This is a genomic window from Pseudomonas sp. NPDC087814 (assembly GCF_044742865.1).
In the GTDB taxonomy this organism is placed as follows: Bacteria; Pseudomonadota; Gammaproteobacteria; order Pseudomonadales; family Pseudomonadaceae; genus Aquipseudomonas.
The window spans coordinates 126898-150667 of the sequence record NZ_JBIUVK010000009.1 but is presented as its reverse complement, the minus strand read 5'-3'; the positions used below and the strand labels follow the sequence as shown (position 1 = coordinate 150667).

The following is a 23770-nucleotide window of genomic DNA, read 5'->3' as shown; positions in this document are numbered from 1 at the left end:
CGCAAGCTTTTCGGGGCGCTTCGCACCCCAACGGCAGCAAGCTCCCTCGCCACAGGGCACGCCACAACGGTCTAACAGCACAACTCGCGGGTCACCCGCTCCAGCATCATCCGGTTGGACTCATCCGGCCGGTCTTCCCAGGCAAACACCGACACCGTGGCAATGCCGTCGAACTTGATTTCCCGCAGAGTGCCGAAAAACGCCTCCCAGTTCACCTCGCCCTGGCCGATGTCCAGGTGCTGGTGCACGGTGGCGGTGACGCCCGGCGGGTTGACGATGTAGCGCAGGTTGGACGACGCCCGGTGGTTGTAAGTGTCGGCAATGATCAAGTGGCTGAGCTTGGAGCCTGCGTACTTGAGCATCGAGGCGATATCGCCCTTGCCGTCGTCATAGAAGAAGGTGTGCGGCGCGGCGTAGAGGTAGTTGATCCAGTCGCGGTCGAGGCCGCGAATGATGTCCACCGACTCGTTGTTGCGCTCGCAGAAGTCGTACGGATGCGCCTGGATATCCAGCTTGATGCCTTCGCGCTCGAACTCCGGCATCAGCTCGTCCATGGAGCGCATGAACTGGTTTTCGCACACCAACGGGTTGTCGGACTGGCCGGTGAATTCGGTGTTGACCAGCTCGCAGTCCATTTCCACGGCGATCTGGATCGCGCGCTTCCAGTTGCGCACGGCGGCAACCCGCAGGCCTTCGTCGGCGGCGGCCCAGTGGTACATGGGCAGCAGGGATGAGAGTTGCACGCCGGCGTCGCTCAGGGCCTTGCGAAATTCCTTGATGCGCGCGCGGTCGACCCGGGGGGCCTTGTAGAACGGCAGGAAGTCTTCCCGGGGCGAGAGTTCGATGTGCTGGTAGCCGAGCTCGGCGGCCTTGTCGACCATTTGGCCGAGGGGCAGGTGGCGGTACATGTAGGGGTCTAATGCGATGCGCATGCTTGAGATCTCCCGAATTTGAGGTAGGAACTCGGTCAAATGTGGGAGCGGGCTTGCTCGCGAATGCGGTGGGTCAGTCGATGCAAATGTTGACTGAAAGGCCGCATTCGCGAGCAAGCCCGCTCCCACACTGACTGCGTTACATCAGTGAGGGTTGTGGTTAGCCGTAGAAATGCGGACGGGGTGGCAGGCCCACTTTCACAATCTGCCCACTGTTCTGCGCCTCAATACACGCATCCGCCGCCACCGCCGCTGCAAAACCATCCCACGCCGACGGCCCCCCCACTTGCCCTGCCCTTACACCGTCGATAAACGCCTGCAGCTCAACGTCATACGCCGCGATGAACCGGTCTTTCCAATCCATCAGGATCGCATTCGACAACTTGGCCCCGCTGCGCATCTGCACCTGGGACGGCTCCGGCAATTTCGCAATACCGGTCTCCCCCACCACTTCGCACTGGATGTCGTAGCCGTACTGGCAGTTCACAAACACTTCCACATCGATGCGCGTGCCCTTGGCGGTTTCCAGCAGCACGATCTGCGGGTCACGCAGATGGGCCAGCGCCTTGCTCGATTTACGCGGGAACACCACCTGCACCGACACGTAGTCATCGGCCAGCAACCAGCGCAACACATCCAGCTCGTGGATCAGGGTGTCGGTGATCGCCATGTCGGTCTTGTAGTTCTCACCCACCCTCGGGTTGCGGTGGGCACAGTGCAGCATCAGCGGCTCGCCGATCTGGCCGCTGTCGATCACGGCTTTCAAGGCGCGATAGCCTTGGTCATACGGACGCATGAAACCCACCTGCACCAGGCGCTTGCCGTGGGCCACTTCGGCCTCGACGATCTTGCGGCAGCCTTCGGCAGTCACCGCCAGCGGCTTCTCGCAGAACACGGGTTTGCCGGCCGCAATCGCCGCCAACACAAATTCTTCGTGGCTCGGGCCCCATGAGGTCACCAGGATCGCCTCGACCTGCGGCGAATTGATCAGCGCGTGGCCGTCCGGGTACACCTCGGCGGTGAGTTTCAGGTCAGCGACGACCTTGGCCGCCTGCTCAAGGTTGATGTCGGTCACGGCCACCACCTGGCTGTTGAGCAAGGTCTGGCTGCAGCGACGAATGTGATCCTGGCCGATGGCGCCAGTACCGATAACACCCAACTTCAAAGACATGAAAACACTCCTCTTGTTATTAGTACTGCCGGGCCTTGGCCAGGCGTTCATTGAGTTGTTTGGCCACCGCATCGGTGCGCGCGCTGGTGGACACCTGCGCCACACCGACGCGCCACCACGACAGGTATTTGTGGATCATGGTTTTCGGCAGGACCTTGATATCAATCAGCGTCGACACGGTTTGCGTGCGCGCATCGGCCAGCGCCGCCTGCAACTGCTCCACGGTGTTGACCTTGTAGGTCTTGCAACCATAGGCCGCCGCACTCATAGCGAAGTCCACCGGAACAAAACCGCCGTCGAGCTTGCCGGTCTCGGGGTTGCGGAAGCGGAACTCGGTGCCGAAGCTGTCCATGCCGTGTTCCATCTGCAAATTGTTGATGCAGCCGAAGGTCATGTTGTCCAGCAGCACCACGTTGATCTTGCGCCGCTCCTGGATCGAGGTGGCCAGCTCCGAGTGCAGCATCATGTACGAGCCGTCGCCCACCAGTGCGTACACCTCGCGCTCGGGCTCGGCCAGCTTCACGCCCAATGCGGCGTTGACCTCGTAGCCCATGCACGAATAACCGTATTCGACGTGGTAGGTGTTGACGCCCTTGCTGCGCCAGCTGCGCTGCAAGTCACCCGGCAGGCTGCCGGCAGCGGCGACGATGATTGCGTCGTCGGCCAGGGCTTCGTTGAGCACACCGAGTACGCGGCTTTGGGTCAGGCAGGAACCGGTCAGCTCGATAAACTCACGCAGCACCGCCGGGTCCATGTGGTCGTTGATTTCAGGGACGAAGTTTTCAGTCTGGTATTCCGCCTGGTAGATCCGGTCGACTTCGACGTCCAATTGCGCCTTGGCATCCCGTGGCTGATCCCCCCAGCTGGAACGGTAGTCGCCCAAGGCTTCAGCCAGTGCTTCCAGGCCAACCTTGGCATCCGCCAGCAACTGCACGCCATCGAGTTTCAGTGCGTCGCACGGGCTGATATTCAGGTTGAGAAACTGCACCTCAGGATGCTTGAACAGTGACTTCGACGACGTGGTGAAATCGGTATAGCGCGTACCGATACCAATGATCAGATCCGCCTCGGGTGCCAGCAGGTTCGCCGCCAGGCAGCCGGTTTCACCAAGACCGCCGAGGTTCAGTGGATGGCTTGAAACCACCGCACTTTTGCCCGCCTGGGTTTCCGCGAAAGGAATGTCGAAGCGTTCGGCAAAGGCTTGCAGCGCGGCATTCGCCCCGGAGTATTTGACCCCGCCGCCACACACGATCAGCGGTTTGCGCTTGCCCTTGAACGCCGCCACGGCATCCCCCAGCATCGCTTCGGTCGCCGGGCGACGGTCGATACGGTGCACGCGTTTTTGCAGGAAGTAATCCGGGTAATCCCAGGCTTCGCCCTGTACATCCTGCGGCAGGGCCAGGGTCACGGCGCCGGTTTCCGCCGGGTCGGTGAGCACGCGCATGGCGTGGATCGCCGCCGTCATCAGCTGTTCCGGGCGGTTGATGCGGTCCCAGTATTTGCTGACCGCACGAAACGCGTCGTTGGTGCTGATGCTCAAGTCGTGGAACTGTTCGATTTGTTGCAGTACCGGATCGGGCTGGCGACTGGCGTAGACATCACCGGGCAACAGCAGCAACGGAATCCGGTTGGCGGTCGCGGTCGCCGCGGCGGTCAACATATTCGCCGCACCCGGCCCCACCGAGGAGGAGCACGCGTAGATCTTGCGGCGCAAGTGCTGCTTGGCAAAACCAATCGCCGCGTGGGCCATGCCTTGTTCGTTGCGGCCCTGATGCACCACCAGGTCGCCGCTGTCCTGCTCCAGGGCCTGGCCCAGGCCCAGCACATTGCCGTGGCCAAAAATCGTGAAGATGCCGGCGACAAACTTGCTCTGCACACCATCGACTTCGATGTACTGGTTATCCAGAAACTTCACCAGGGCCTGGGCCATGGTCAATCGGGTTGTGGTCATGAGGTGCCCCTTATCGTTTCTGCAGGTGGGCGATACTCGCCCCCAACGCCTGCTTGATATCTGCCAGGCCGTGCACGCTTTCGGCGAACGGTTCGAATGACAGGTGGCCGCTGTAGCCGGTGCTGAGCAGCGTGTCGATCTGCGCGGCATTGCCGAGGATGTCAGCCTCGCCCACCAGCACGCGGTGGCCGTCGCGGATCGAGTTCAGCGGTGCGTCGGCATCTTCCACACCGGAGATATGCACCAGCCCGGTCAGTTCGGGGAAGAACTCATGTTCACTGGCCAGGTGGTGGTGGAAGGTGTCATGCACCACGCGGAACACATCCAGCCCGCCGATGGCCTTGATCGCATCCACTGCCACGCGCTTGCGGCGCAGGGAGCATTCTTCAAACCCCAGGGGTTCGACAAAACCGAGAATCCCGTATTCCCGCAGGATCGGCGCCAGTTCACTCAAGGCGGTGCGCAAACCGGCCGCGCGCTGGGCTTCGTTGCGCGAGTCGGCGCGGTCGTTCAACGGGCACATCACCAACGCCTGCGCGCCGCATTCGCGGGCATAGGCCGCCAGCTTGATGGCCTGGGCGCGGCGTTCGTCATTCCACACATCGAAGGGGTACAGCGCGTTGATCGACAGCACCGTGATGCCATGCACCGCGCACAATTCGCGCACGCGGCTGGCAGGGGTGCCGTCTTCAATCTCGATGCCCTTGAGGTCGTTGCGGATCTCGATGGCGTCGCATTTCAGGGTCACCGCCAGCTGGATAAAATCCGCCAGGGAAAGGCTGGGGGCGACCATGCGGTTCAGGGCAAAACGTAGAGGCGACTTCATTATTGTTGTGCTCCACACTCGAAAACGTTACTTGGCAGTTGGCATGCTGAATTCAGGGCCCTTGGCGATGCTGTCGGGCCAGCGTTGCATGACGCTCTTGTAGCGGCTGTAGAAACGAATGCCTTCTTCGCCATAGGCGTGGTGGTCGCCGAACAGCGAGCGCTTCCAGCCACCGAACGAATGCCAGGCCATCGGCACCGGAATCGGCACGTTGATGCCGACCATCCCGACCTTGATGGTGCGGGCAAAGGCACGGGCAATGCCGCCGTCGCTGGTAAAGCACGACACGCCGTTGCCGAACTCATGGGCGTTGATCAAGGCCACGGCACTGGCAAAATCCGCCACCCGCACGATGCCCAGCACCGGCCCGAAAATCTCTTGCTGGTAGATGCTCATTTCGGTGGTGACGTTATCGAACAAGGTCGCACCGACGAAGAAACCACCCTCCGCGCCCGGCACCTTGAAGCCACGACCGTCGACGATCAGCTTCGCGCCCTGGGCCACGCCCTGGTCGATAAACCCTTCGACCTTGGCCTTGTGTTCGGCGGTAACCAGCGGGCCCATCTCGCTGTCTTTTTGCATACCGTTGCCGACCTTCAACTGGTCGATACGCGGCAGCAGTTTTTCGATCAGCCTGTCGCCGACATCGCCCACCACCACCGCAATCGAGATCGCCATGCAGCGCTCGCCGGCCGAGCCGTAAGCCGCGCCGATCAAGGCGTCAGCCGCCTGATCCAGGTCGGCGTCGGGCATCACGATCATATGGTTCTTCGCCCCGCCCAACGCCTGCACACGCTTGCCGCGCTGAGTGGCCTGCTGGTGGATGTACTCGGCAATCGGCGTGGAGCCAACAAACGAAATCGCCTCGATATTCGGGTGCTGCAACAGGCCGTCTACCGCGCTCTTGTCACCCTGCACCACGTTGAACACACCGTCGGGCAGACCGGCTTCGGTCAGCAGGCGGGCCATCAGCAAACTGGCGGACGGGTCGCGCTCCGACGGCTTGAGGATGAAGCAGTTACCGGTGGCCAGCGCCAGCGGGATCATCCACAGCGGCACCATCACCGGGAAGTTGAACGGGGTGATGCCGGCGCACACGCCCAACGGTTGGCGCAGGTTCCAGTTGTCGATGCCGCCGCCGATGTTGTCGCTGAAATCGGTTTTCAACAGGTTTGGCGCGCCACAGGCGAACTCGACGATCTCGATACCACGGGTGACTTCGCCCTTGGCGTCGGAGAACACTTTGCCGTGTTCGCGGCTGATGATTTCAGCCAGCTCATCGTGGTGCCGGTCGAGCAATTCCTTGAATTTGAACAGCACCCGCGAACGGCGCAGGGATGATTGCTCGGACCACGCCGGGAAGGCTTTCAGCGCCGACGCCACGGCCTCATCGACGGTCTTCTGGCTGGCCAGCCCGACGCGGGCCTGGACTTCGCCGGTGGCCGGGTTGAACACATTGCTGAAACGCTCACTGGCGCTGTCGTGCACCTGGCCGTTGATGTAATGGCCGATTACCGGGGCGTTGCTCATTATTGTTCTCCGTCGAAAGTGCTTAAAGATCCAGCAGCCAGCTGTGCTGCGGGTCGTTATGGAAATGCCAGGCGCGCTTGGGGCCGGCCATCACGTTCAGGTAGTAGGACTCGTAGCCATACGGCACGCTGACCGGGTGATACCCCTTGGGCACCACCACCAGGTCGCTGTTTTCCACGGCCATGGCCTGGTCGATGCTGCGGTCGTCGGTGTAGACCCGCTGGAACACAAAGCCCTGGGGCGGGTTGATCTGGTGGTAGTAGGTTTCTTCGAGAAAGCTCTGGTGCGGCAGATCGTCGGTGTCGTGCTTGTGGGGCGGGTAGCTCGACGAGTGACCGGACGGTGTGCGCACTTCCACCACCAGCAGCGAATGGGCAGGCTCGCTGTCGGGCAGGATGTCGCACACGTAGCGGGTGTTGGCGCCCTTGCCACGTACGCTGCGCTTGCATTGCTCGGGGCGAATCAGACGGGGTGCCAGACCTGCGTCGGTTGAGCCGGGAGCGGCGCAGACGGCAATTTGCACGTCGCTCAGCGCGGTGACCTGGGCGTCGGTGCCTGGCGGCAAATAAGCGGCAAAGGGCGACTTGTCTTCGAACACCGAGTGGCGATCACCGAGGTTTTCCCAGTTGAAGCCTTCGCCCTGGATAGTCACCCGGCCGCTGAGCAGCACCAGGCACAGTTCCTTGTCGCCGGCGGTGACTGGCAAGGTTTCACCCAGGCTCAGGCGGTAGGCGGCGAAGCCCACGTATTCCAGGCGCCCTTCTTCCAGCGCCACCATGGTTTGCCCGCGCTTGCTGCTTTTGACCAACAGGCTCATTGTCCAGTCCTCTCGCTCAACAGTGCGCGCAGGGTGTCGTAACCCTTCTTCGCATAGATGTAGCTCGGCGCCACGGCAGGATCCTGCTCGGCCTCCACTACCAGCCAACCCTGGTAATTGGCGGCCAGCAGCACGTCCAGCAGCGCGGCGAAGTCGATATCGCCGTCGCCGGGCACGGTGAAGGTGCCGTTGACGATGCAATCCGGGAAGCTCCACATCTGGTTGCGTGCCAGTTGCACCACCGGCTTGCGCACATCCTTGAAGTGCACGTGGCAGATGCGGGCGATGTGTTTGCGCAGCACCTCGATAGGCTCTCCGCCGCCCATGTAGCAGTGGCCCGAATCAAACAGCAGGCCGACTTCCGGGCCGGTGCGGCGCATCAGTTGGTCGATGTCTTCCGGGGATTCGACGTAGGCGCCCATATGGTGGTGGTACGCCAGGCGCACGCCCTGGGACAGGGTGAAACGCGCCAGTTCGGTGAGTTTGTCGGCGTATTCCTGCCAGGCCTGTTCGCTGTGAAAACGCGGGCGTTCGATCAGGCGCACCGGCGAACCCTGGATCGAGTCGGCGACTTCTCCATACACCAACACGCTGGCGCCGTTTTCACGCAGCAGTTCGACGTGGCTGGCGATGGCTTCGATTTCTTCCGCCACCGAGCGCCGGGCCAGGCGACTGGAGTACCAGCCGGAGACCAGTGCCAGGTCGTAGGGGCGCAATACATCGCCGACGCCTTTGGCGTCCTTGGGGAATTTGCCGTTGAGTTCAAAGCCTTCGTAGCCGATGTCCTTGCCTTCGCTGAGGGCCGTGCTCAACGGCGTTTCACCGCCCAGGGCCGGCAGGTCGTCGTTGCTCCAGGAGATCGGGTTGATGCCAATTCGGATAGCGGGCATGGCTGCACCTATTATTGTTTTTTCAGAGTTGCCTGAGATCTGCTTTATGTGGGAGCGGGCTTGCCTGGGATGCGCGCGACTCGGTCTAACAGGTGTACCGAGGTGATGCCATCGCAGGCAAGCCAGCTCCCACATTTGATTGCGTGTTTAGCTTCGAGAACTGCGCCAAGCATTAATCAATTGCTCAAAGATGCACTGCACCTGCTCAATCAAGGCTTGATCGTCAATCTCCCCCGCCAGCCAGGCTCGGCTCGGTTCCTGGAAGATCGTGCGACCCACGGCGAACCCGCGGCAGGTCTGGCTTTGGCTGGCTTGCTGGAAGCCATCGGCCAGGCATTCGGCGGAAGCGTTCAGGCCCAGCAGCACCACGCCCCGGCAGTAGGGATCGCGCTCCTGGATCAGCTCGTCGAGCTTTTTCCAGTCTGCGGCCGACTGCGCCTCGATCTTCCACCACGCCGGGTAGATGCCCAGGTTGTACAGGCGCTTGAGGCTGCGATAGAGCACGTCGGGATAGGTGGACGGGTGATCCTTGGGGGGCACGACTTCCAGCAGCAGCTCATGGCCGCTGACCAGGGACGCCTGATACAGGGCCTTGAGTTGCGCTTCCTGTTCCAGGCGCAGCAATGGCTCGTCATCGGGGTGAAATTGCACCAGGCACTTGATGATCTGCTCCCGGGGCCAGGCAATCAGGTTGCTGCCCACCGAGCGCCCGTGTTCAAAGGCCAGCGGCCGTGAGTTCTGGACTTCCACCGGGCGGGCGATCCACCAGCCGCGACCGCTGGCGGCGTTCAGCGCGTCCTGGCCGAAGCGTTGGTCGGCCAGAATCCCGACGTCAGCCTCGACGCCCTGCTCCGCCAGTTTGCTTTCAACCCGTTCCACGGCCTGGATAAACAGTTGCTTGAGGGCGCTGATGCGCGCCGGGTCCTGGCCGCCTTTTTGGGCCAGTTCCACCAACTGCCAGCGGTGGTCGAAGGCAAATACAAACAGCTGCTTCCAGACCTTGCGCGGCACGCTGACCTGGTGCAGGCGTTGCAGCACTGCGTCCTGGTCCGGGCGGGTAATCGGCACCGGGCTGTTGAACAGGTAATCGAGTTCGGCGCGGGTCGGCATGGCCGGCGCGCAGGCATGGCGCGACACCACCAGGCCGCCGCAGGCATTCGCCAACTGGCTGCAGCGCTCGTCGCTGGCGTCTTCAAGCCAGCCGCTGAGGAAGCCGGACATGAAGGCATCGCCGGCGCCCAGCACGTTGAGTACTTCCACCCGTACCCCGGGGTAGATCGCGCCGTCTTCAAGGCGGGCCGGGATATCGCCGTGGATCACCGTGCAGCCCTGAGGGCCAAGCTTGACCACCAGGGTGGCCGAGGTCAGGCCACGCACCGTGCGCAATGCCGTGAGCAAATCTTCACTGCCACCGGCAATCAGGAATTCTTCTTCGGTGCCGACGATCAGGTCAAAACGCGGGAGGATTTTCTGCACGTGCTGGCTGACATTCTGGTCGGCCACAAACCGGGTTTCGCCATCGGCCTTGCCGGCCAGGCCCCAGAGCACCGGGCGGTAGTCGATGTCGAGCACGCGTTTGACGTTGTGCTTCTCGGCGTAGTCCAGGGCCTGGATGCTGGCCTTGTACACGCCGTCGGTGGAGAAGTGGGTACCGGTGATCAGCAACGCCTTGCTGGAAGCAATGAACGCTTCACTGATGTCTTCGGCACGCAGGGCCATGTCGGCGCAGTTCTCGCGGTAGAACACCAGCGGGAAGGTTTCGCGGTCCTTGAGGCCCAGCAGCACCAGGGCGGTGAGGCGTTCCGGGTCGACCTTGATGCCGCTGACGTCACAGCCTTCGCGGGCCAGGGACTCCAGCAGGAAACGCCCCATGTGGTCGTCCCCTACCCGGCTCAACATCGCCGACTTGAGCCCCAGCCGCGCGGTGCCGAACGCGATGTTGGCGGAGGAACCGCCGAGGTACTTGGCGAAGCTCGAGACATCCTCCAGCCGTGCACCCACTTGTTGTGCGTAAAGGTCGACGCCCAGGCGTCCCAGGCAAATCAGATCCAATTGACGCCCACTGGCAAAACGAGTCTGGCCCATGCTGGCTCCTGTTATTTTTATCAGCCTGCGTGTGCCGTCGCGGTGGCGGCATACGCTCTTGGTGCAAGCAGACTAGAACGTCTGGTGACACCAATCAATATTTATTCTATAAATATTTTTTGTGGAATATATTTTCCAATACGCCATCATCGGTATGTTCCAGCCGCAGTGCATCGTTTCAGCTGCACCGTGGGGCGGGATGCCGAGGTATTTTTTTGCGCCTACCCTGTAGACTTGCGCACATCGACTTATTGTCAGGGGCGCCTCGACGCGCCCTATAAGAACAAGCCAGAAGGATTCCCTATGTCCCAGAGCGCCCCGGAAGACGCACTCGCCAGCCCGCCGCTGAACGCCGAGCGGTTGTTGCAGCTGATCACCGATGAATACGAGAGCCTGCCGCGCCAGCTCAAGCGCATCGCCAGCTACATGAGCCAGCAGAGCGACCGGATCATGGTCGACCGCATCAGCGACATCGCCCGTGAATGCGAAGTGCACCCGTCGGCCATCGTGCGGTTTTCCCAGCGTTTCGGGTTCAGTGGTTTCAGTGAAATGCAGGCGCTGTTCCGCGAGGCCTACACCCACAAGACCACGCCGGTGCAGAACTACCAGCAACGCATCCGCAGCATGATCGCCAACAAGTCGCAGAAAGCCAGCGGCGGCGACCTGGCGCGTGAGTGCGTGAATGCCACCCTCTCCGGGATCGAGCGCCTGGGGCTGGAACTGGATGACGCAGCCTTCGACAAGGCCGTGGACCTGGTGGTGAATGCCGACAATATCTACGTGGTGGGCGTGCGCCGCTCGTTCGCCGTGGCGGACTACCTGGTGTACAACCTGCAGCACACCAACAAGCGCATCCATCTGGTCTCGGGGTTGGGCGGCAGCTATCGCGAGCAGATGCGCAGTGTGCGGGCCAACGACCTGGTGATTGCCATCAGCTTTACGCCGTACGGCAAGGAAACCCAGCACTGCCTGCGGATTGCCCAGCACCATCAGGCCAAGACCCTGATCATTACCGACAGCAACCTGTCGCCCCTGGCCAAGCGGGCGAGCACGGTGTTGCTGGTGAATGAAGGCTCGTCGTTTGCGTTCAGGTCACTGAGTGCGACGCTGTGCCTGTGCCAGGCGTTGTTCATTGCCGTGGCGTATCGGCTGGAATTGAAGGTCGATGAGATTCATGAGCAGGTGGGATTCGACGACTGACGATCGTTCCCACGCTCCGCGTGGGAATGCAGCCCCGGACGCTCCGCGTCCAAAGCGTGACGCAGAGCGTCACAAGAGGCGTTCCCACGCAGAGCGTGGGAACGATCGTAAGGCTTAGCGCAGTGCCCGGCGCAACACCTTGCCCACCGTCGTCTTGGGCAACTCTTCAGTACGAAACTCGACAAACCGCGGCACCTTGTACCCCGTCAAATACTCCCGGCAATGCGCCAGAATCTGCTCCTGGGTCAAGCTTGGGTCCTTGCGCACCACGATGATTTTGACCCGTTCGCCGGTCACCCCATCCTCAACCCCGATCGCCGCCACTTCCGCCACGCCCGGATGCAACGCCACCACGTCTTCGATCTCGTTGGGGTACACGTTGAACCCGGACACCAGGATCATGTCTTTCTTGCGGTCCACCAGGCGGATGAAGCCCTGCTCATTCATCACCCCGATGTCCCCGGTAGACAGCCACCCTTCGGCATCCAGCACCTCGGCGGTTTCCGCCGGGCGTTTCCAGTAACCCTGCATCACCTGCGGGCCGCGTACTTGCAGTTCGCCCTGCTCGCCCAGTTCCGCCAACTCACCGTCCTCACGAATGAACCGCACCCAGGTCGACGGCAACGGCACGCCGATACTGCCGGTGAATTCCATCTCGCGCATGCGTGAGATGTCGATGGGGCTGATGCTCACCACCGGCGAACATTCAGTGAGGCCGTAGCCTTCGATGATCGGCAAGCCGGTGACTTCCTTCCAGCGCTTGGCCACAGCGGTATGGGTGGCCATGCCGCCGGCGATCACCATGCGCAAATCGGAAAAATCCCGGGCGCAGAATTCCTTGTTTTCCAGCAGGCCGTTGAACAGCGTATTCACCCCGGCAATCCCGTTGAAACGCTCCTTGCGCAGGATCATCTGCACCCGCTTCACATCCCGTGGGTTGGCGATCAGGATGTTGCGCCCGCCCAGGCACATGAACATCAGGCAGTTCACCGTCAGGGAAAAGATGTGGTACAGCGGCAGCAGGGTGACGTTGGTTTCCTGCTGGTTCTGATCGAGCTGATCACCGACCCACGCCTTGGCCTGCAACAGGTTGGCGATGATGTTGCGGTGGCTGAGCATGACGCCCTTGGCATCGCCGGTAGTGCCGCCGGTGTATTGCAGGAAGGCCAGGTCTTCGCGGTTCATCGGCACGGCGAGATGGGTCTGGCCGCGTCCCTGCTTCAGCACCTGGTTGAAGCGCACGGCTCCTGGCAGGTTGAAACGCGGCACCTGCTTCTGCACGCTGCGCAGGATGAAGTTCATCGCCGCGCCCTTGAAGGTGCCGAGCAGGTCACCGATGGCCGCGATCACCACACGTTTGACGGTACTGGCGGCCACCACCTTCTCCAGGGTGTGGGCGAAGTTTTCGAAGATCACCAGGGTCTCTGCGCCACTGTCCTTGAGCAAATGCTGCAGCTCCCGGGCGGTGTACAGCGGGTTGACGTTGACCACCACCGCACCCGCGAGAATCGTGCCCAGCAGGCAGATCGGGTACTGCAAGCAGTTGGGCATCATCAGCGCCACCCGGTCGCCCTTCTTCACACCCTGGGCTTGCAGCCACGCAGCAAAGGCGATGCCCTGCACCTCCCAGTCGGCGTAGGTCATTTCGGTGCCGATGCTGACGTAGGCCACGCGGTCGCGGAATTTGTGCAGGTGCTCCAGGAATACCTCGCGCAACGACGGGTAGTCCTCGATGCCCGCATCGATGTCTGCCGGTACGCCGGGCAGGTAAGCGTTCAACCAAAGGCGTTCGGTCTGTTCCAGGCTTACAGCGTTCATGGCAGTCTCCTTGTTGTTTTTATGGTGGGAACTACTTTTCGACGATAGCGGTAATGCCCAACCCACCCGCCGCGCAGATCGAAATCAGGCCGCGGCCGCCGCCACGCTGGTGGATCGCTTTGGCCAGTGCCGCGAGTTGCCGGCCACCGGTGGCGGCGAAGGGGTGGCCGCAGCCGAGGGAGCCGCCGTTGACGTTCATCTTGCTGCGGTCGATGCTGCCCAGCGGCGCGTCGAGGCCCAGGCGGTCGCGGCAGTAATCCGGGTCTTCCCAGGCCTTGAGGGTGCACAGCACCTGAGCGGCGAAGGCTTCGTGAATCTCGAACAGATCGAAGTCGGCGAACGTCAAGCCTTCGCGCTTGAGCATGCGTGGCACGGCGTAGGCCGGGGCCATCAGCAGGCCTTCGGTGCCGTCGACGAAATTCACCGCAGCGGTTTCACCGGTTCGCAGGTACGCCAATACGGGCAAGCCGCGCTCGGCGGCCCATTCCTCGCTGGCCAGCAGCACCACCGACGCGCCGTCAGTCAGGGGCGTGGAGTTGCCGGCGGTGAGCGTGCCGTTCTGGCGGTCGTAGGCCGGGGACAGGCCGGCAAGTTTCTCCAGGCTGGCGTCGGCCCGCAGGTTGTTGTCCCGGGCCAGGCCGCGATACGGGCTGATCAAATCATCGAAGAAACCCTGCTTGTACGCCGCATCCAGCCGCTGGTGGCTGGTGAGGGTCAACTCGTCCTGGGCCAGGCGCTTGATCTGCCAGCGCTTGGCCATTTCCTCGCAGTGTTCACCCATGGACAAGCCGGTGCGCGGCTCGCCATTGCGCGGCAGCAGCGGCTTGAAGAACATCGACGGTCGCACGCTCATCAGTGCCTTCAACTTGGCGCCGGTACCCTTGGCGCGGTTGGCTGAAAGCAAGGTGCGGCGCAGGGACTCGTTGATGCCGATGGGCGCGTCAGAGGTGGTGTCGGAACCGCCGGCAATGCCCACTTCGATCTGCCCGAGGGCGATCTTGTTCGCCACCAGCAACGCCGCTTCCAGGCCCGTACCGCAGGCTTGTTGCAGGTCGTAGGCCGGGGTTTCGGGAGACAGTGTGGTAGACAGCAGGCTTTCCCGGGCCAGGTTGAAATCCCGGGAGTGCTTGATCACCGCACCCGCGGCAAACTCGCCCAGGCGCAGGCCGTGAAGGTTGTAGCGGTCCACCAGGCCTTGCAGGGCGGCGACCAGCAGATCCTGGTTGCTGTCATGGGCGTACACGGTGTTGGAGCGGGCGAACGGGATACGGTTGCCGCCGATAATCGCCACGCGGCGCGTCGGGGCCGGGTTGAAACTGTAGTCACTCATCGATCGGTCTCATTCCAGATAAACAGCCCACGCATATGGGGTTTGTCGCCGGCGAAATTACGCACTTCAAACTCACGGCGCGGGCCGGTTGGCGGAACGTTCCACAGCGCCACCTGGCCGGGCAGGAAGATCGGCAGCTTGAAGTCGCAATGGGCCTCGGCCTGGTCCAGTCCGCCGGGGGGTTGCTGGGCGGCCAGGGCGCGGCCAAGGGTCCACATGCCGTGGGCGATGGCCCGGCGAAAGCCGAAGAGTTTGGCGCCAATCACCGAGGTGTGAATCGGATTGAAATCCCCCGAGACCCTGGCGAAACGCCGCCCCAGATCCGCCGGCAGCACCCAGCGTTGAGTGCGCAGCAAACCTTCTTCCTGCAAGGGCAACGCGTCGTCCCACGGCTCGCCAACCGGCGCGTTTACGTCACGACGCAGGTACAGGCTGTCGCTCTCCCATATCAGGGCGCCCGCGCTGTAGGCACGGGTGGCGATGCTCAGGGCCTGGCCCTTGGGATGGGCGACCCAGCGTTCGCAATACACCTCCAGGCGCAAGGCCTGGCCCGCCTCCAGCCGTCGATGCTGGCGGATGCGATTGGCCAAATGCACCATGCCGCTGGCCGGGTACGGGAAACTCGGGCGGGTCAGCAACATCAGGTGCAAGGGGAACGCCAGCACATGGGGATAGGACAGCGGCACGCCTTGCTCACGGCGGAAACCACAGGCCCGACCGTAAGCCGCGATCCCTTGGGCAGACAGCTCGACGGCCGAACGCACCAGGCGTTCTTTCGGCAACGTCGGCTCGCCTTCCAGCTTCGGTTTGCGCAGCCCCAATACCCCGTCCAGCAACAGCCGCGACCGCGAGGGCGGCGGGTCAATAATCTGCGTCACATAGTCCATGCTCAGGCTCCCAACAGGCTTTGGCCGCAGACCCGCACCACCTGGCCATTGACCCCGCCGGATGCCGGATGCGCCAGCCAGGCGATGGTTTCTGCCACGTCGATGGGTTGCCCGCCCTGGGACATCGAGTTCATCCGCCGCCCCGCTTCGCGAATCATCAGCGGGATCTTCGCGGTCATCTGGGTTTCGATAAAGCCCGGTGCCACGGCATTCACCGTCACTTGCTGCGCCGCCGCCTGCGGGGCCAGGCCTTGTACCAGTCCGATCACCCCGGCCTTGGAGGTGGCGTAGTTGCTTTGCCCGAGGTTGCCGGCGATACCGGAAATTGATGAGACACACACGATCCGCCCGCCCGGATTCAGGCCCTGGCTATCCAGCAGCGCCGTGCTCAGGTGCAACGGTGCTTCCAGGTTGACCGCCAGTACGCTGCGCCACGCGGTCTCAGTCATCTTGGCGATGGTCTTGTCACGGGTAATCCCGGCGTTGTGCACCACCACGTCGAATGCACCGTGTTGGCTGACATGGGCGTGCAACTGCTGCGCGGCATCGGTGGCGGTGATGTCCAGCGCCAGTGCGGTGCCTGCGACACTGCCGGCCGCCTTTTGCAGCGAATCCTGGGCCTGGGGCACATCCACGCAGACCACATGGGCTCCATCGCGGGCCAGCACCTGGGCGATTGCCAGGCCGATGCCACGGGAGGCGCCGGTGACCAGGGCACGGCGGCCGCCGAGGGGTTTGTCCCAGTTGATTTCGGTTGGGCTATCGACGGGTTTTTCGAGGCGCACCACCTGCCCCGAAACATAGGCCGAGCGCCGCGACAGGAAGAACCGCAGGCTGCTTTCCAGCCCGTCCTCGGCACCCGGTGCGACGTAGATCAACTGCACGGTGATCGCCCGGCGCAACTCCTTGGCCAACGAACGCACCAGGCCCTCAAGGGCACGCTGGGCAATGGCCTGGGGCAGGTCCTTGCACAACTCCGGCGCGGTGCCGAGCACCACCACCCGGGCGTGCTGCCCAAGGCGCCTGGCGTTGGCGTGGAAGAATTCGTAGAGCTCGTCCAACTGCTTGAGGTCGGCGATGTCGCTGGCGTCGAACACCGCGCCCTGGACCTTGACCGTGGAGGGTGCCTTGAGGGTCGCAGCGGTGGCGGTCACTGTGTCGGTGGCGGTGAAGATGCGCTGGATTTGCGCCCCCAGGCGCCCTACCCCCGCGACGATTACCGGGTTGGCCAGGCCTTGCTGGCCGCTGCGGTGACGTTGCAATGCCAGGGGTTGGGGCAGCCCGGCAGTGCGGGCCAGCCAGGCTCCCCAGGGGGAATTGACGAAAGAAAGGTAGCTGTCACTCATGGATAAACTCACTCACAACACGGTGTTGCCATGGAAACCCGATCCTTGTAGGAGCTGGCTTGCCTGCGATTGCGGTGTGTCAGCCAACACATCTGGCACTGAACCAACGCTATCGCAGGCAAGCCAGCTCCTACAGGGGTCGTGCTCCTCCAGTTCCAGTCAGTTGACCGGTGCGTTTTCGCCTTGGTTGGCGCGGCGTCTTGCGCTCGGTTTGGCGGCCAGTTCCAGCGCCTGCTGGCGCTGTTGCAAGGCTTCCAGCAAACCGAAGTCCTGCGGGAAGTCGTCCACCTGGATCGCGTGATCGCCATATTCCACATAGCGCGCGAGCAAGCTGTCGTCTTCCTCGCTGATCAGGTCCAGCGCCCGCGCCTTGACTCGCCACGGAGTAAACGCCGCACTGGAAATCGGCATTGGCTCGATCAGGCCTTGCTTGATCGCCCCCTTGAGCCGCGCCTCGATCAGCTCCACTTGCGGCAACAGGCGCAAGGCCAGCTCGCCGTAAGCCAGCTTGTCGATTTCCGGCCGAGGAATGTAGGAATTACCCAGCAAGCGGTCGCGGGTTTCCCCCGGCACCTGCACCAGTTCCGCCACTTGGGCCAACAGGCGATCCGACGGTTTGCGCTGTGGAATACCGAACGGGAACGTCAAGCCACGCACCACCGCCGCCGCGGCTTTCGACGGGTAGTTGTCGAGCACTTCGGCCAGGGCCTCATGGGCGCGCAGCAACGCGTCCTGGGCCGCCCAATGCACCAGCGGCAAATCTGCCTGTGGCCGGCCATCATCCTCAAAACGCTTGAGCACGCAGGACAGGATGTACAGCTGGGACAGAATGTCCCCCAGCCGCCCGGTGATGCTTTCCTTGCGCTTGAGGGCACCGCCCAGCACGCCCATGGAAATGTCCGAGATCAACGCCAACACCACCGACAGCCGATTGGCCTGGCGGTAGTAGGACGCCAGCGCCGGATCGGTCTTGCCCGGCACGGAAATCAGCCGTCCGCCCGTCAGCGAATACACTGCGGCACGCACGGTATTGGCCAGCACGAAGCTCAGGTGACCGAACATTGCGCTGTCGAAATCTACCAGGGCCTTGCGCCGGTCCGTATTGCGCGCCGCTTCCATCTCGCGGAACACATACGGATGGCAGCGGATCAGGCCCTGGCCGTAGATGATCAGGCAGCGAGTCATGATGTTCGCGCCTTCCACCGTGATGGCGATGGGGCTTTGCTGGTAGGCCCGGGCGAGGAAGTTGTTGGGCCCCATGCAGATGCCCTTGCCGGCCACGATGTCCATGCCGTCGTTGACGATGATGCGTGCCCGCTCGGTAACGTGATACTTGGCGATGGCCGAGATCACCGAGGGTTTTTCACCGGCATCCAATGACGCTACCGAGACCTTGCGCACCGCGTCGCAGGCATACAAATGCCCGGCCATGCGCGCCAGGGGCGCCTGCACGCCTTCGAACTTGCCGATGGGCAGGCCGAATTGCTTGCGCATCGCCGCATAAGCGGTGGTGCCGCGCACAGCCACCTTGCCCAGGCCGACGTTGGCCGACGGCAGGGAAATCGCCCGGCCAGCCGCCAGGCATTCCATCAGCATGCGCCAGCCGTTGCCGACTTGCTCGCGGCCGCCGATCACCCATTCCAGCGGGATAAACACATCCTTGCCGGTGGTCGGGCCGTTCTGGAATACCGCGTTGAGTGGCCAGTGACGCCGGCCGCTGTTCACCCCCGGATGGGTGGTGGGGATCAACGCGCAGGTGATGCCCAGGGAACCCGGCTGGCCGAGCAGACCGTCCGGGTCTTCGGCGCGGAAGGCCAGGCCGAGCACCGTGGCGATTGGGCCGAGGGTGATGTAGCGCTTGTCCCAGGTCACACGGAAACCCAGTACTTCCTCGCCTTCGTGCACGCCCTTGCAGACGATGCCCAGGTCTGGAATCGCGCCGGCGTCGGAGCCGGCATACGGGCTGGTCAGGGCGAAGCACGGGATGTCTTCGCCACGGGCCAGGCGTGGCAGGTAGTAGTTGCGCTGGGCGTCGGTGCCGTAATGCAGCAGCAGTTCGGCCGGGCCCAGGGAGTTGGGTACCATCACCGAAATCGCCGCCGCCGAGCAGCGGGTCGAGAGCTTCATCACCACTTGCGAATGCGCATAGTGGGAGAAGCCTTTGCCGCCGTACTGCTTGGGAATGATCATGCCGAGGAAGCCGGCATCCTTGGTGTACTGCCAGCCTTCGGGGGACATGTCTTGCCAGACCTGGGTGGTTTCCCAGTCGTTGGACATGTCGCACAGGGTCTCCACTTCGTTGTCGAGGAAAGCCTGTTCTTCAGCGCTGAGGCTGGCCGGTGCGGCTTGCAGCAGGCGTTCCCAGCGCGGTTTGCCGCTGAACAGCTCGGCGTCCCACCACACGGTTCCGGACTCGATGGCAGCACGCTCGGTGTCGGACATCGCCGGCATGATGCCGCGAAAAAGGCCCAGGGCCTTGCTGGTCAACAGGGTGCGGCGCAGGGGTTTGATCGTCAGCAGCAGCGCGGGCAACACCACCAGCACCGCCACGACGCCGGCGCCGAAACCGGCGACTGCGTTGAACAGGTAACCGGCCGCCAGCCAGACCAGGCCGGCACCCAGCCAGAGGGTGGCAGCGGCTTGTCGATACGCCAGGGCAATCGCTGCTGCGAGTCCCGCCAATAACCAGATAACCATGGGGATACCTCTACTCAATTCAGGGTACGGCCAACGCCCGGGCAGATCGGAATGACCTGTGACGTAAAGCCACACTACAAACTTGAAAAGATAAATTCAAATTTTGTTTTGAAATTTTTATTTAATGCTTGGGCGAAAAAATCAAGGGCTGAGCAAGTCAGCCTGATGGATCAAAGGGAGCACGTGAGAAATGCCGGAAGAGCAGCAAGATGCGCTTGCTGCCCTCCTTTATCGGCTAGTCAATTCACTTCACTGCACGCGATCAGAACGCGTAAGTCGCTGATAAGCTGACCACCTCCCCTTTGCTGTCGACCTTGCCATCCAGGCGTGCGCCGCCGAGACGATCGACGTTCTGCGTCTTCAACTTGACCTCTTCCACAAACTGCCGGGAGTACGCACCGTCCAGGGTCAGCCCCGGAATAGCTCTTACGGCGTAGCTCAGCCCCAGGGAAGCAAACCAGCGGTCACCGTCAGGAATACGTGGGTCACGTGTGGAGTTACGGGTTGGAGTCTGGTCATTGGCGACACCGGCACGCACGGTCCAGTCGTCGGTGAGTTTGTAGTCACCGCCCACCGACAGCATCCAGACGTCACGGTACTTGTAGGGAATCGACACGATGGTGCTGCCGTCGGACTTCAGGGTCAGGTCCTTGAACGAAGACCATTGCGTCCACATGGCGCTGACACCCAGGGTGAAGCGGTCATTGAACACGTGCACCCAATCAATCGCGGCATTGGCCGGAATATCCAGCTGGGTTGAGGCGTTGGCGCCATCCGGGTAAAGATGCAGGCCCGGGTACGCCTGCTCTACCAGGGTTTTGCCGAAAGCAGGGTTGATATCGGTCATCAGGCTTCTGGAGCCGTCATCGGCATAGATATTGTAGTTACCCTCCAGCTTGTTCTTGATCTTGGCGTGGTAGTTCAGGCCAACAGTATCCTGCAGCGTTGGCTTCCAGACCACGCCGGCAAACCAGCCGACAGAGGTGTTATCTACCTTGACCCGCATCAAGGCATGCCCAACCCCCGAAGGAAAGGGTGCACCGCCCAATCCTGGCGACAAGGCCGCCGCTGCCAGCAGGTCGACGTTCTGGCTGACGAAGCCACTACTGTGCTGCACGATGGCGCCACCACCAATGGAGAACTGGTCGTTGACCTTGAACGACAGCGAGCCCGTCACACCCACCGTTTCGATCTTGGTGTCGACGGCGAAGTCGCGACCCTTCCAGTCCGGGTCCCAGGTACTTTTCATGCCTTGAGGGACAACAGCGCTAAAGCCGAGCGCAAAACGGTCATTGAGCGGAATCACCGCAAAGCCGGTAGGCAGCCAAGCGGTGAAGCCTGCTTCGCCGCCGTTGCCTGTGCGCGGGGTTGAGGTAGGTATACCTGTCAACGGATCAATGACGCTGGAACTGCTCGGATCTCCCTTGTAGTCGTAAGCACTGCCCTTGTACTTGATATTGACGCGGGCGTAGTCGACGGTTTGCTGCACGATAGTGTGATCAATAAATGCCATGGCAGCCGGGTTGTTGTACGCAGCTGAAGGGTCATCCTTGAACAGCGAACCACCACCAAAGGCACGGCCCCAGCCCTGCGCGCCATAGGTCGGGGTAGCAAAACCACCTGCCTGCGCCGGAGCGGTAATCATCAGCCCCCCCAGCAATGCGAGCCCCAATACAGCCTGCACCTGTTGTTTTTTATTATTCATGCGGCACTCCTTATTGTTATCAAACTGAGCCTGCTCGAGCCGGCTCGTCTTGCTGCTTCGTTTGCCCGTTCAGGGGCATATTTCAACCTTTGACCTGATGATCAAGTTCAAGGACTAATCGTGAGGACTGGCGAAGGCTTGAAACTGAATGCCGTGATTCGGCAGCTGTCGCCTACGGTGTGAGGGCTAAGGAGGCTAAAGGTGTTATCAGCAGCACTCCATTGCGTGGTCAACGTACTTGGAGACGCGCACGTGTCGGAGAAGAACTTCTCGGCGAAACCTGAAAGTGTTGCGGTGCTGGCATTCGTCGGTACGAGGGTCCACGGCAGATTAAGCGGCCCGGAAACTCCGCACAGTGCGTTGCCCGTAAAAGTGGCACCGGTGATGGTCGCACTTGAACCGTCGGAAGCGACCTTTCCGGTCAGCGCGACAGTGCAAGGGACGGGTGTCCATACCAAAAGTTTTACTGCGGTAGAGATCGAGCCAGTGGCAGTAAATGCGGCGCCCGCCTGGGCAAACGATGCCGCGTGGGTCATTGAGGATGTGAATGCCAGGCCAAGCAGCAGCGCAGTTAGAGAAATACGTGTGGTAAGGCTTTGCATTGTCTTAGTCCCCAGACTTTTTATTGTTATCCACCGGCTCCGCCGGCATCAGTTACATGGCCAGACACCTCGCCTGAGGCGCAAGCCGATCAAAATTCGTTTATCAAGGATTTATCATCAGGTATGGCATTGCGAAGCGCATCGACACAACTTCACAGCTACCGGGAAGTACCTGATTGATTGCATAAAGATTTAAGCCATCGGTGTTATTGAAGAGAGAAACGCTAATAGTTGCAGGACCGCAGTTAGTACCAGGAATGATTGGCGGAAGGCTCGCCACAGTGAAACTGACATTAGATAATGCGCCGAAAGCACTGGCTGTTGGACTCAATACCCATGGCAAGTTACTGACACGATACATGGCACACAGGGCGTTGCTGCCGGCGATATAAACACTGGTCAGACTTGCCGTGGAACCATCGTGGGATACCCGCCCAACAAACTGGATATTACACGTTACAGGTGTCCTCATCGAAGACGGCGACTTCAGCGTCAGGGTGCCGTTAACGGTGGTAAATGATTGGTCGGCAGGAATGAAAGACGCCGCGTTGGCCATCGAAGCCGCACAAATGCACATTGCAACAGCAGTAGCACCCACGAACGTTTTCAAGCTTTCCATGTTTTTCCACCTGTCTGGTGACGTATTCACCAAGCGCAATGAACGGTGTTGTCAGCCGATCCGTTGGCTGTCCATCCCTGAACAAGCGCCTCTCGCGAGGCGCCTGCCTTCCATCGGGGTGATCAACCCTTTTTACGGAGTACGCCTATCAAGGAATTACCACGGCACCCGGTGCGGTGAGGCTCAGCGACACCACGGTGCAACTGCCGGTCAGCGTCTGGTTGGTTGCAGTGATCGTGCTGGAAGCTGGGCTGGCAGTTGACGCCAGGCCCACGGCAATAGTGGTCGGGCCGCAGTTGGTGGCAGGAATGATTGGCGGTGCACCTGCGATGGTGTAGCCAACGTTGGTCACGGTACCCGCAGTAACGGAGGTAGCCGATAGTTTCCATGGCAGGTTAGTCATCTTGGGCAATGCGCACAGGCTGTTGGAACCCGATACGGTGGCGCTATTGATATTGGCAGTACCATCGGCGTTAACAACACCCTGGAAAAGAATGTTGCAAGTCACTGGCTGCTGAAACGACGACGGCGATTTGACCGTAATGCTGCCGTTAGCGGTGATGCTTGCACCAATAGGGCTGAAAGACGCCGCACTGGCCATCGAAGCAGCACCCATGCAAACAGTCAAAGCAGTCAAAGACACGAGGGTTTTCAAGCTTTTCATTATTTTTCCTCACATGTTATGGCGAGTCATTTCGCCAGGGGTAATGGCCATGATCGAGAGGTCACGGTGAATCTGCAGAACTTCCCTTTCCAGCCAAATTTCAATTCAATTACCGCTACAACATCCCACTGTTACTCAATAACTTTGAAACTCGGCGGCATCTTGATCGACACCGTCTTGATCTTGCAGTCTTCGCCGATAGGCACATTCGACGCTTCCAGCTTGCCGGTGGCGTTATCCCAGGTTCCATCGGCAGTAGAAGGCCCGCACTTACCGCCCAAACCAAAGGCATGCACATCCACGGCGATCTTCGACATCGAGCCGCTCCTGGTATCTTTAGCCACCAATACCCACGGCAAGTTGATGGCTTCGACCCGGCTGCACTTGAGGCCGCCGTCGAACTCAACTTTGTCGACATTTACTGACGACCCATCCGCCGCCACTTTGCCGGCGACCTTGATGGTGCAATCCGCGCTGATCAGCGCGCCTTTGGAAAAGCTGATGGGGCCCTGGGCAGTAAACGCGCTGCCGGCAGGTTCGATACGGGCGGCCTGGGCCTGGTGGTAAACGATCAGGCCCAGCGCGGCCAATACAATGTGCGTGGTGAACTTGGCAGGGGTTTGCATGGTGTACGTCCTTCCCTTCATTTTATTTTTGTTCGGGTCAAACAACTGTCTTGCAACTAAGCCGTACTCGAAAC

19 protein-coding genes are annotated in these 23770 nt (G+C 61.5%); 1 reads left to right on the top strand and 18 read right to left on the bottom strand.

The window, feature by feature from the left end; all coding sequences use genetic code 11:
- Positions 1-71 precede the first annotated feature (71 nt).
- The 8 genes from ACIOMR_RS10545 to iolC form a co-directional block, all read right to left on the bottom strand.
- Positions 72-932 carry a sugar phosphate isomerase/epimerase family protein gene (locus ACIOMR_RS10545; RefSeq protein ID WP_003214697.1) on the bottom strand — a complete coding sequence of 287 codons (861 nt, stop codon included), beginning with the start codon at positions 930-932 and terminating at the stop codon, positions 72-74.
- A gap of 160 nt (positions 933-1092) precedes the next feature.
- Complete coding sequence (locus tag ACIOMR_RS10540; RefSeq protein ID WP_008437157.1) at positions 1093-2103, bottom strand: Gfo/Idh/MocA family protein; 1011 nt, start codon at positions 2101-2103, stop codon at positions 1093-1095.
- Between the two features lie 19 nt (positions 2104-2122).
- Positions 2123-4054, bottom strand: coding sequence for a 3D-(3,5/4)-trihydroxycyclohexane-1,2-dione acylhydrolase (decyclizing) (iolD, locus tag ACIOMR_RS10535; RefSeq protein ID WP_087694124.1), 1932 nt, complete (start codon positions 4052-4054; stop codon positions 2123-2125).
- Positions 4055-4064: 10 nt separating this feature from the next.
- Complete coding sequence (locus tag ACIOMR_RS10530) at positions 4065-4880, bottom strand: TIM barrel protein (RefSeq protein WP_003214691.1); 816 nt, start codon at positions 4878-4880, stop codon at positions 4065-4067.
- Positions 4881-4907: 27 nt separating this feature from the next.
- A complete protein-coding gene (locus tag ACIOMR_RS10525; protein WP_401193920.1) occupies positions 4908-6410 on the bottom strand; it encodes a CoA-acylating methylmalonate-semialdehyde dehydrogenase in 1503 nt (500 codons plus the stop codon).
- 22 nt (positions 6411-6432) lie between these two features.
- Positions 6433-7227 carry a 5-deoxy-glucuronate isomerase gene (gene iolB / locus ACIOMR_RS10520; protein ID WP_003214687.1) on the bottom strand — a complete coding sequence of 265 codons (795 nt, stop codon included), beginning with the start codon at positions 7225-7227 and terminating at the stop codon, positions 6433-6435.
- A complete protein-coding gene (gene iolE, locus ACIOMR_RS10515) occupies positions 7224-8117 on the bottom strand; it encodes a myo-inosose-2 dehydratase (protein WP_087694126.1) in 894 nt (297 codons plus the stop codon). The genes iolB and iolE overlap by 4 nt, the downstream gene beginning before the upstream one ends.
- A 147-nt stretch (positions 8118-8264) precedes the next feature.
- Positions 8265-10202: a 5-dehydro-2-deoxygluconokinase gene (gene iolC / locus ACIOMR_RS10510; RefSeq protein ID WP_401193915.1), complete on the bottom strand. Its 1938-nt coding sequence runs from the start codon at positions 10200-10202 to the stop codon at positions 8265-8267.
- Positions 10203-10505: 303 nt separating this feature from the next.
- On the opposite strand from iolC, the gene ACIOMR_RS10505 reads away from it, so the two are divergent.
- A complete protein-coding gene (locus ACIOMR_RS10505; protein ID WP_003214679.1) occupies positions 10506-11402 on the top strand; it encodes a MurR/RpiR family transcriptional regulator in 897 nt (298 codons plus the stop codon).
- 114 nt (positions 11403-11516) lie between these two features.
- On the opposite strand, the gene ACIOMR_RS10500 is transcribed toward ACIOMR_RS10505, so the two are convergent.
- The 10 genes from ACIOMR_RS10500 to praA form a co-directional block, all read right to left on the bottom strand.
- Positions 11517-13220, bottom strand: coding sequence for an AMP-binding protein (locus ACIOMR_RS10500; protein WP_003214676.1), 1704 nt, complete (start codon positions 13218-13220; stop codon positions 11517-11519).
- A gap of 31 nt (positions 13221-13251) precedes the next feature.
- Positions 13252-14550: an acetyl-CoA C-acetyltransferase gene (locus ACIOMR_RS10495; protein WP_401193911.1), complete on the bottom strand. Its 1299-nt coding sequence runs from the start codon at positions 14548-14550 to the stop codon at positions 13252-13254.
- Positions 14547-15437 carry a MaoC/PaaZ C-terminal domain-containing protein gene (locus ACIOMR_RS10490; RefSeq protein ID WP_177047368.1) on the bottom strand — a complete coding sequence of 297 codons (891 nt, stop codon included), beginning with the start codon at positions 15435-15437 and terminating at the stop codon, positions 14547-14549. Before ACIOMR_RS10490 ends, ACIOMR_RS10495 begins: the two co-directional genes overlap by 4 nt.
- A 2-nt stretch (positions 15438-15439) precedes the next feature.
- Entirely contained in the window at positions 15440-16783 is a 1344-nt protein-coding gene (locus tag ACIOMR_RS10485; RefSeq protein WP_401193907.1) for a 3-oxoacyl-ACP reductase, read from the bottom strand.
- A 159-nt stretch (positions 16784-16942) separates the two neighbouring features.
- Positions 16943-19480: an acyl-CoA dehydrogenase gene (locus ACIOMR_RS10480; protein WP_401193904.1), complete on the bottom strand. Its 2538-nt coding sequence runs from the start codon at positions 19478-19480 to the stop codon at positions 16943-16945.
- Between the two features lie 262 nt (positions 19481-19742).
- A complete protein-coding gene (locus tag ACIOMR_RS10475; protein WP_008437147.1) occupies positions 19743-21185 on the bottom strand; it encodes an outer membrane protein transport protein in 1443 nt (480 codons plus the stop codon).
- Positions 21186-21292: 107 nt separating this feature from the next.
- Positions 21293-21787, bottom strand: a complete 495-nt coding sequence (locus ACIOMR_RS10470) for a protein activator (protein ID WP_146013732.1) — start codon at positions 21785-21787, stop codon at positions 21293-21295.
- Between the two features lie 103 nt (positions 21788-21890).
- On the bottom strand, positions 21891-22406 hold the full coding sequence (praB, locus tag ACIOMR_RS10465) for an alkane oxidation protein activator PraB (protein WP_087694131.1): 516 nt from the start codon (positions 22404-22406) through the stop codon (positions 21891-21893).
- A gap of 148 nt (positions 22407-22554) precedes the next feature.
- Positions 22555-23070, bottom strand: coding sequence for an alkane oxidation protein activator PraB (gene praB / locus ACIOMR_RS10460; RefSeq protein ID WP_008437145.1), 516 nt, complete (start codon positions 23068-23070; stop codon positions 22555-22557).
- Positions 23071-23201: 131 nt separating this feature from the next.
- Positions 23202-23696 carry an alkane oxidation protein activator PraA gene (gene praA, locus ACIOMR_RS10455; protein WP_102369300.1) on the bottom strand — a complete coding sequence of 165 codons (495 nt, stop codon included), beginning with the start codon at positions 23694-23696 and terminating at the stop codon, positions 23202-23204.
- Positions 23697-23770: the final 74 nt, after the last annotated feature.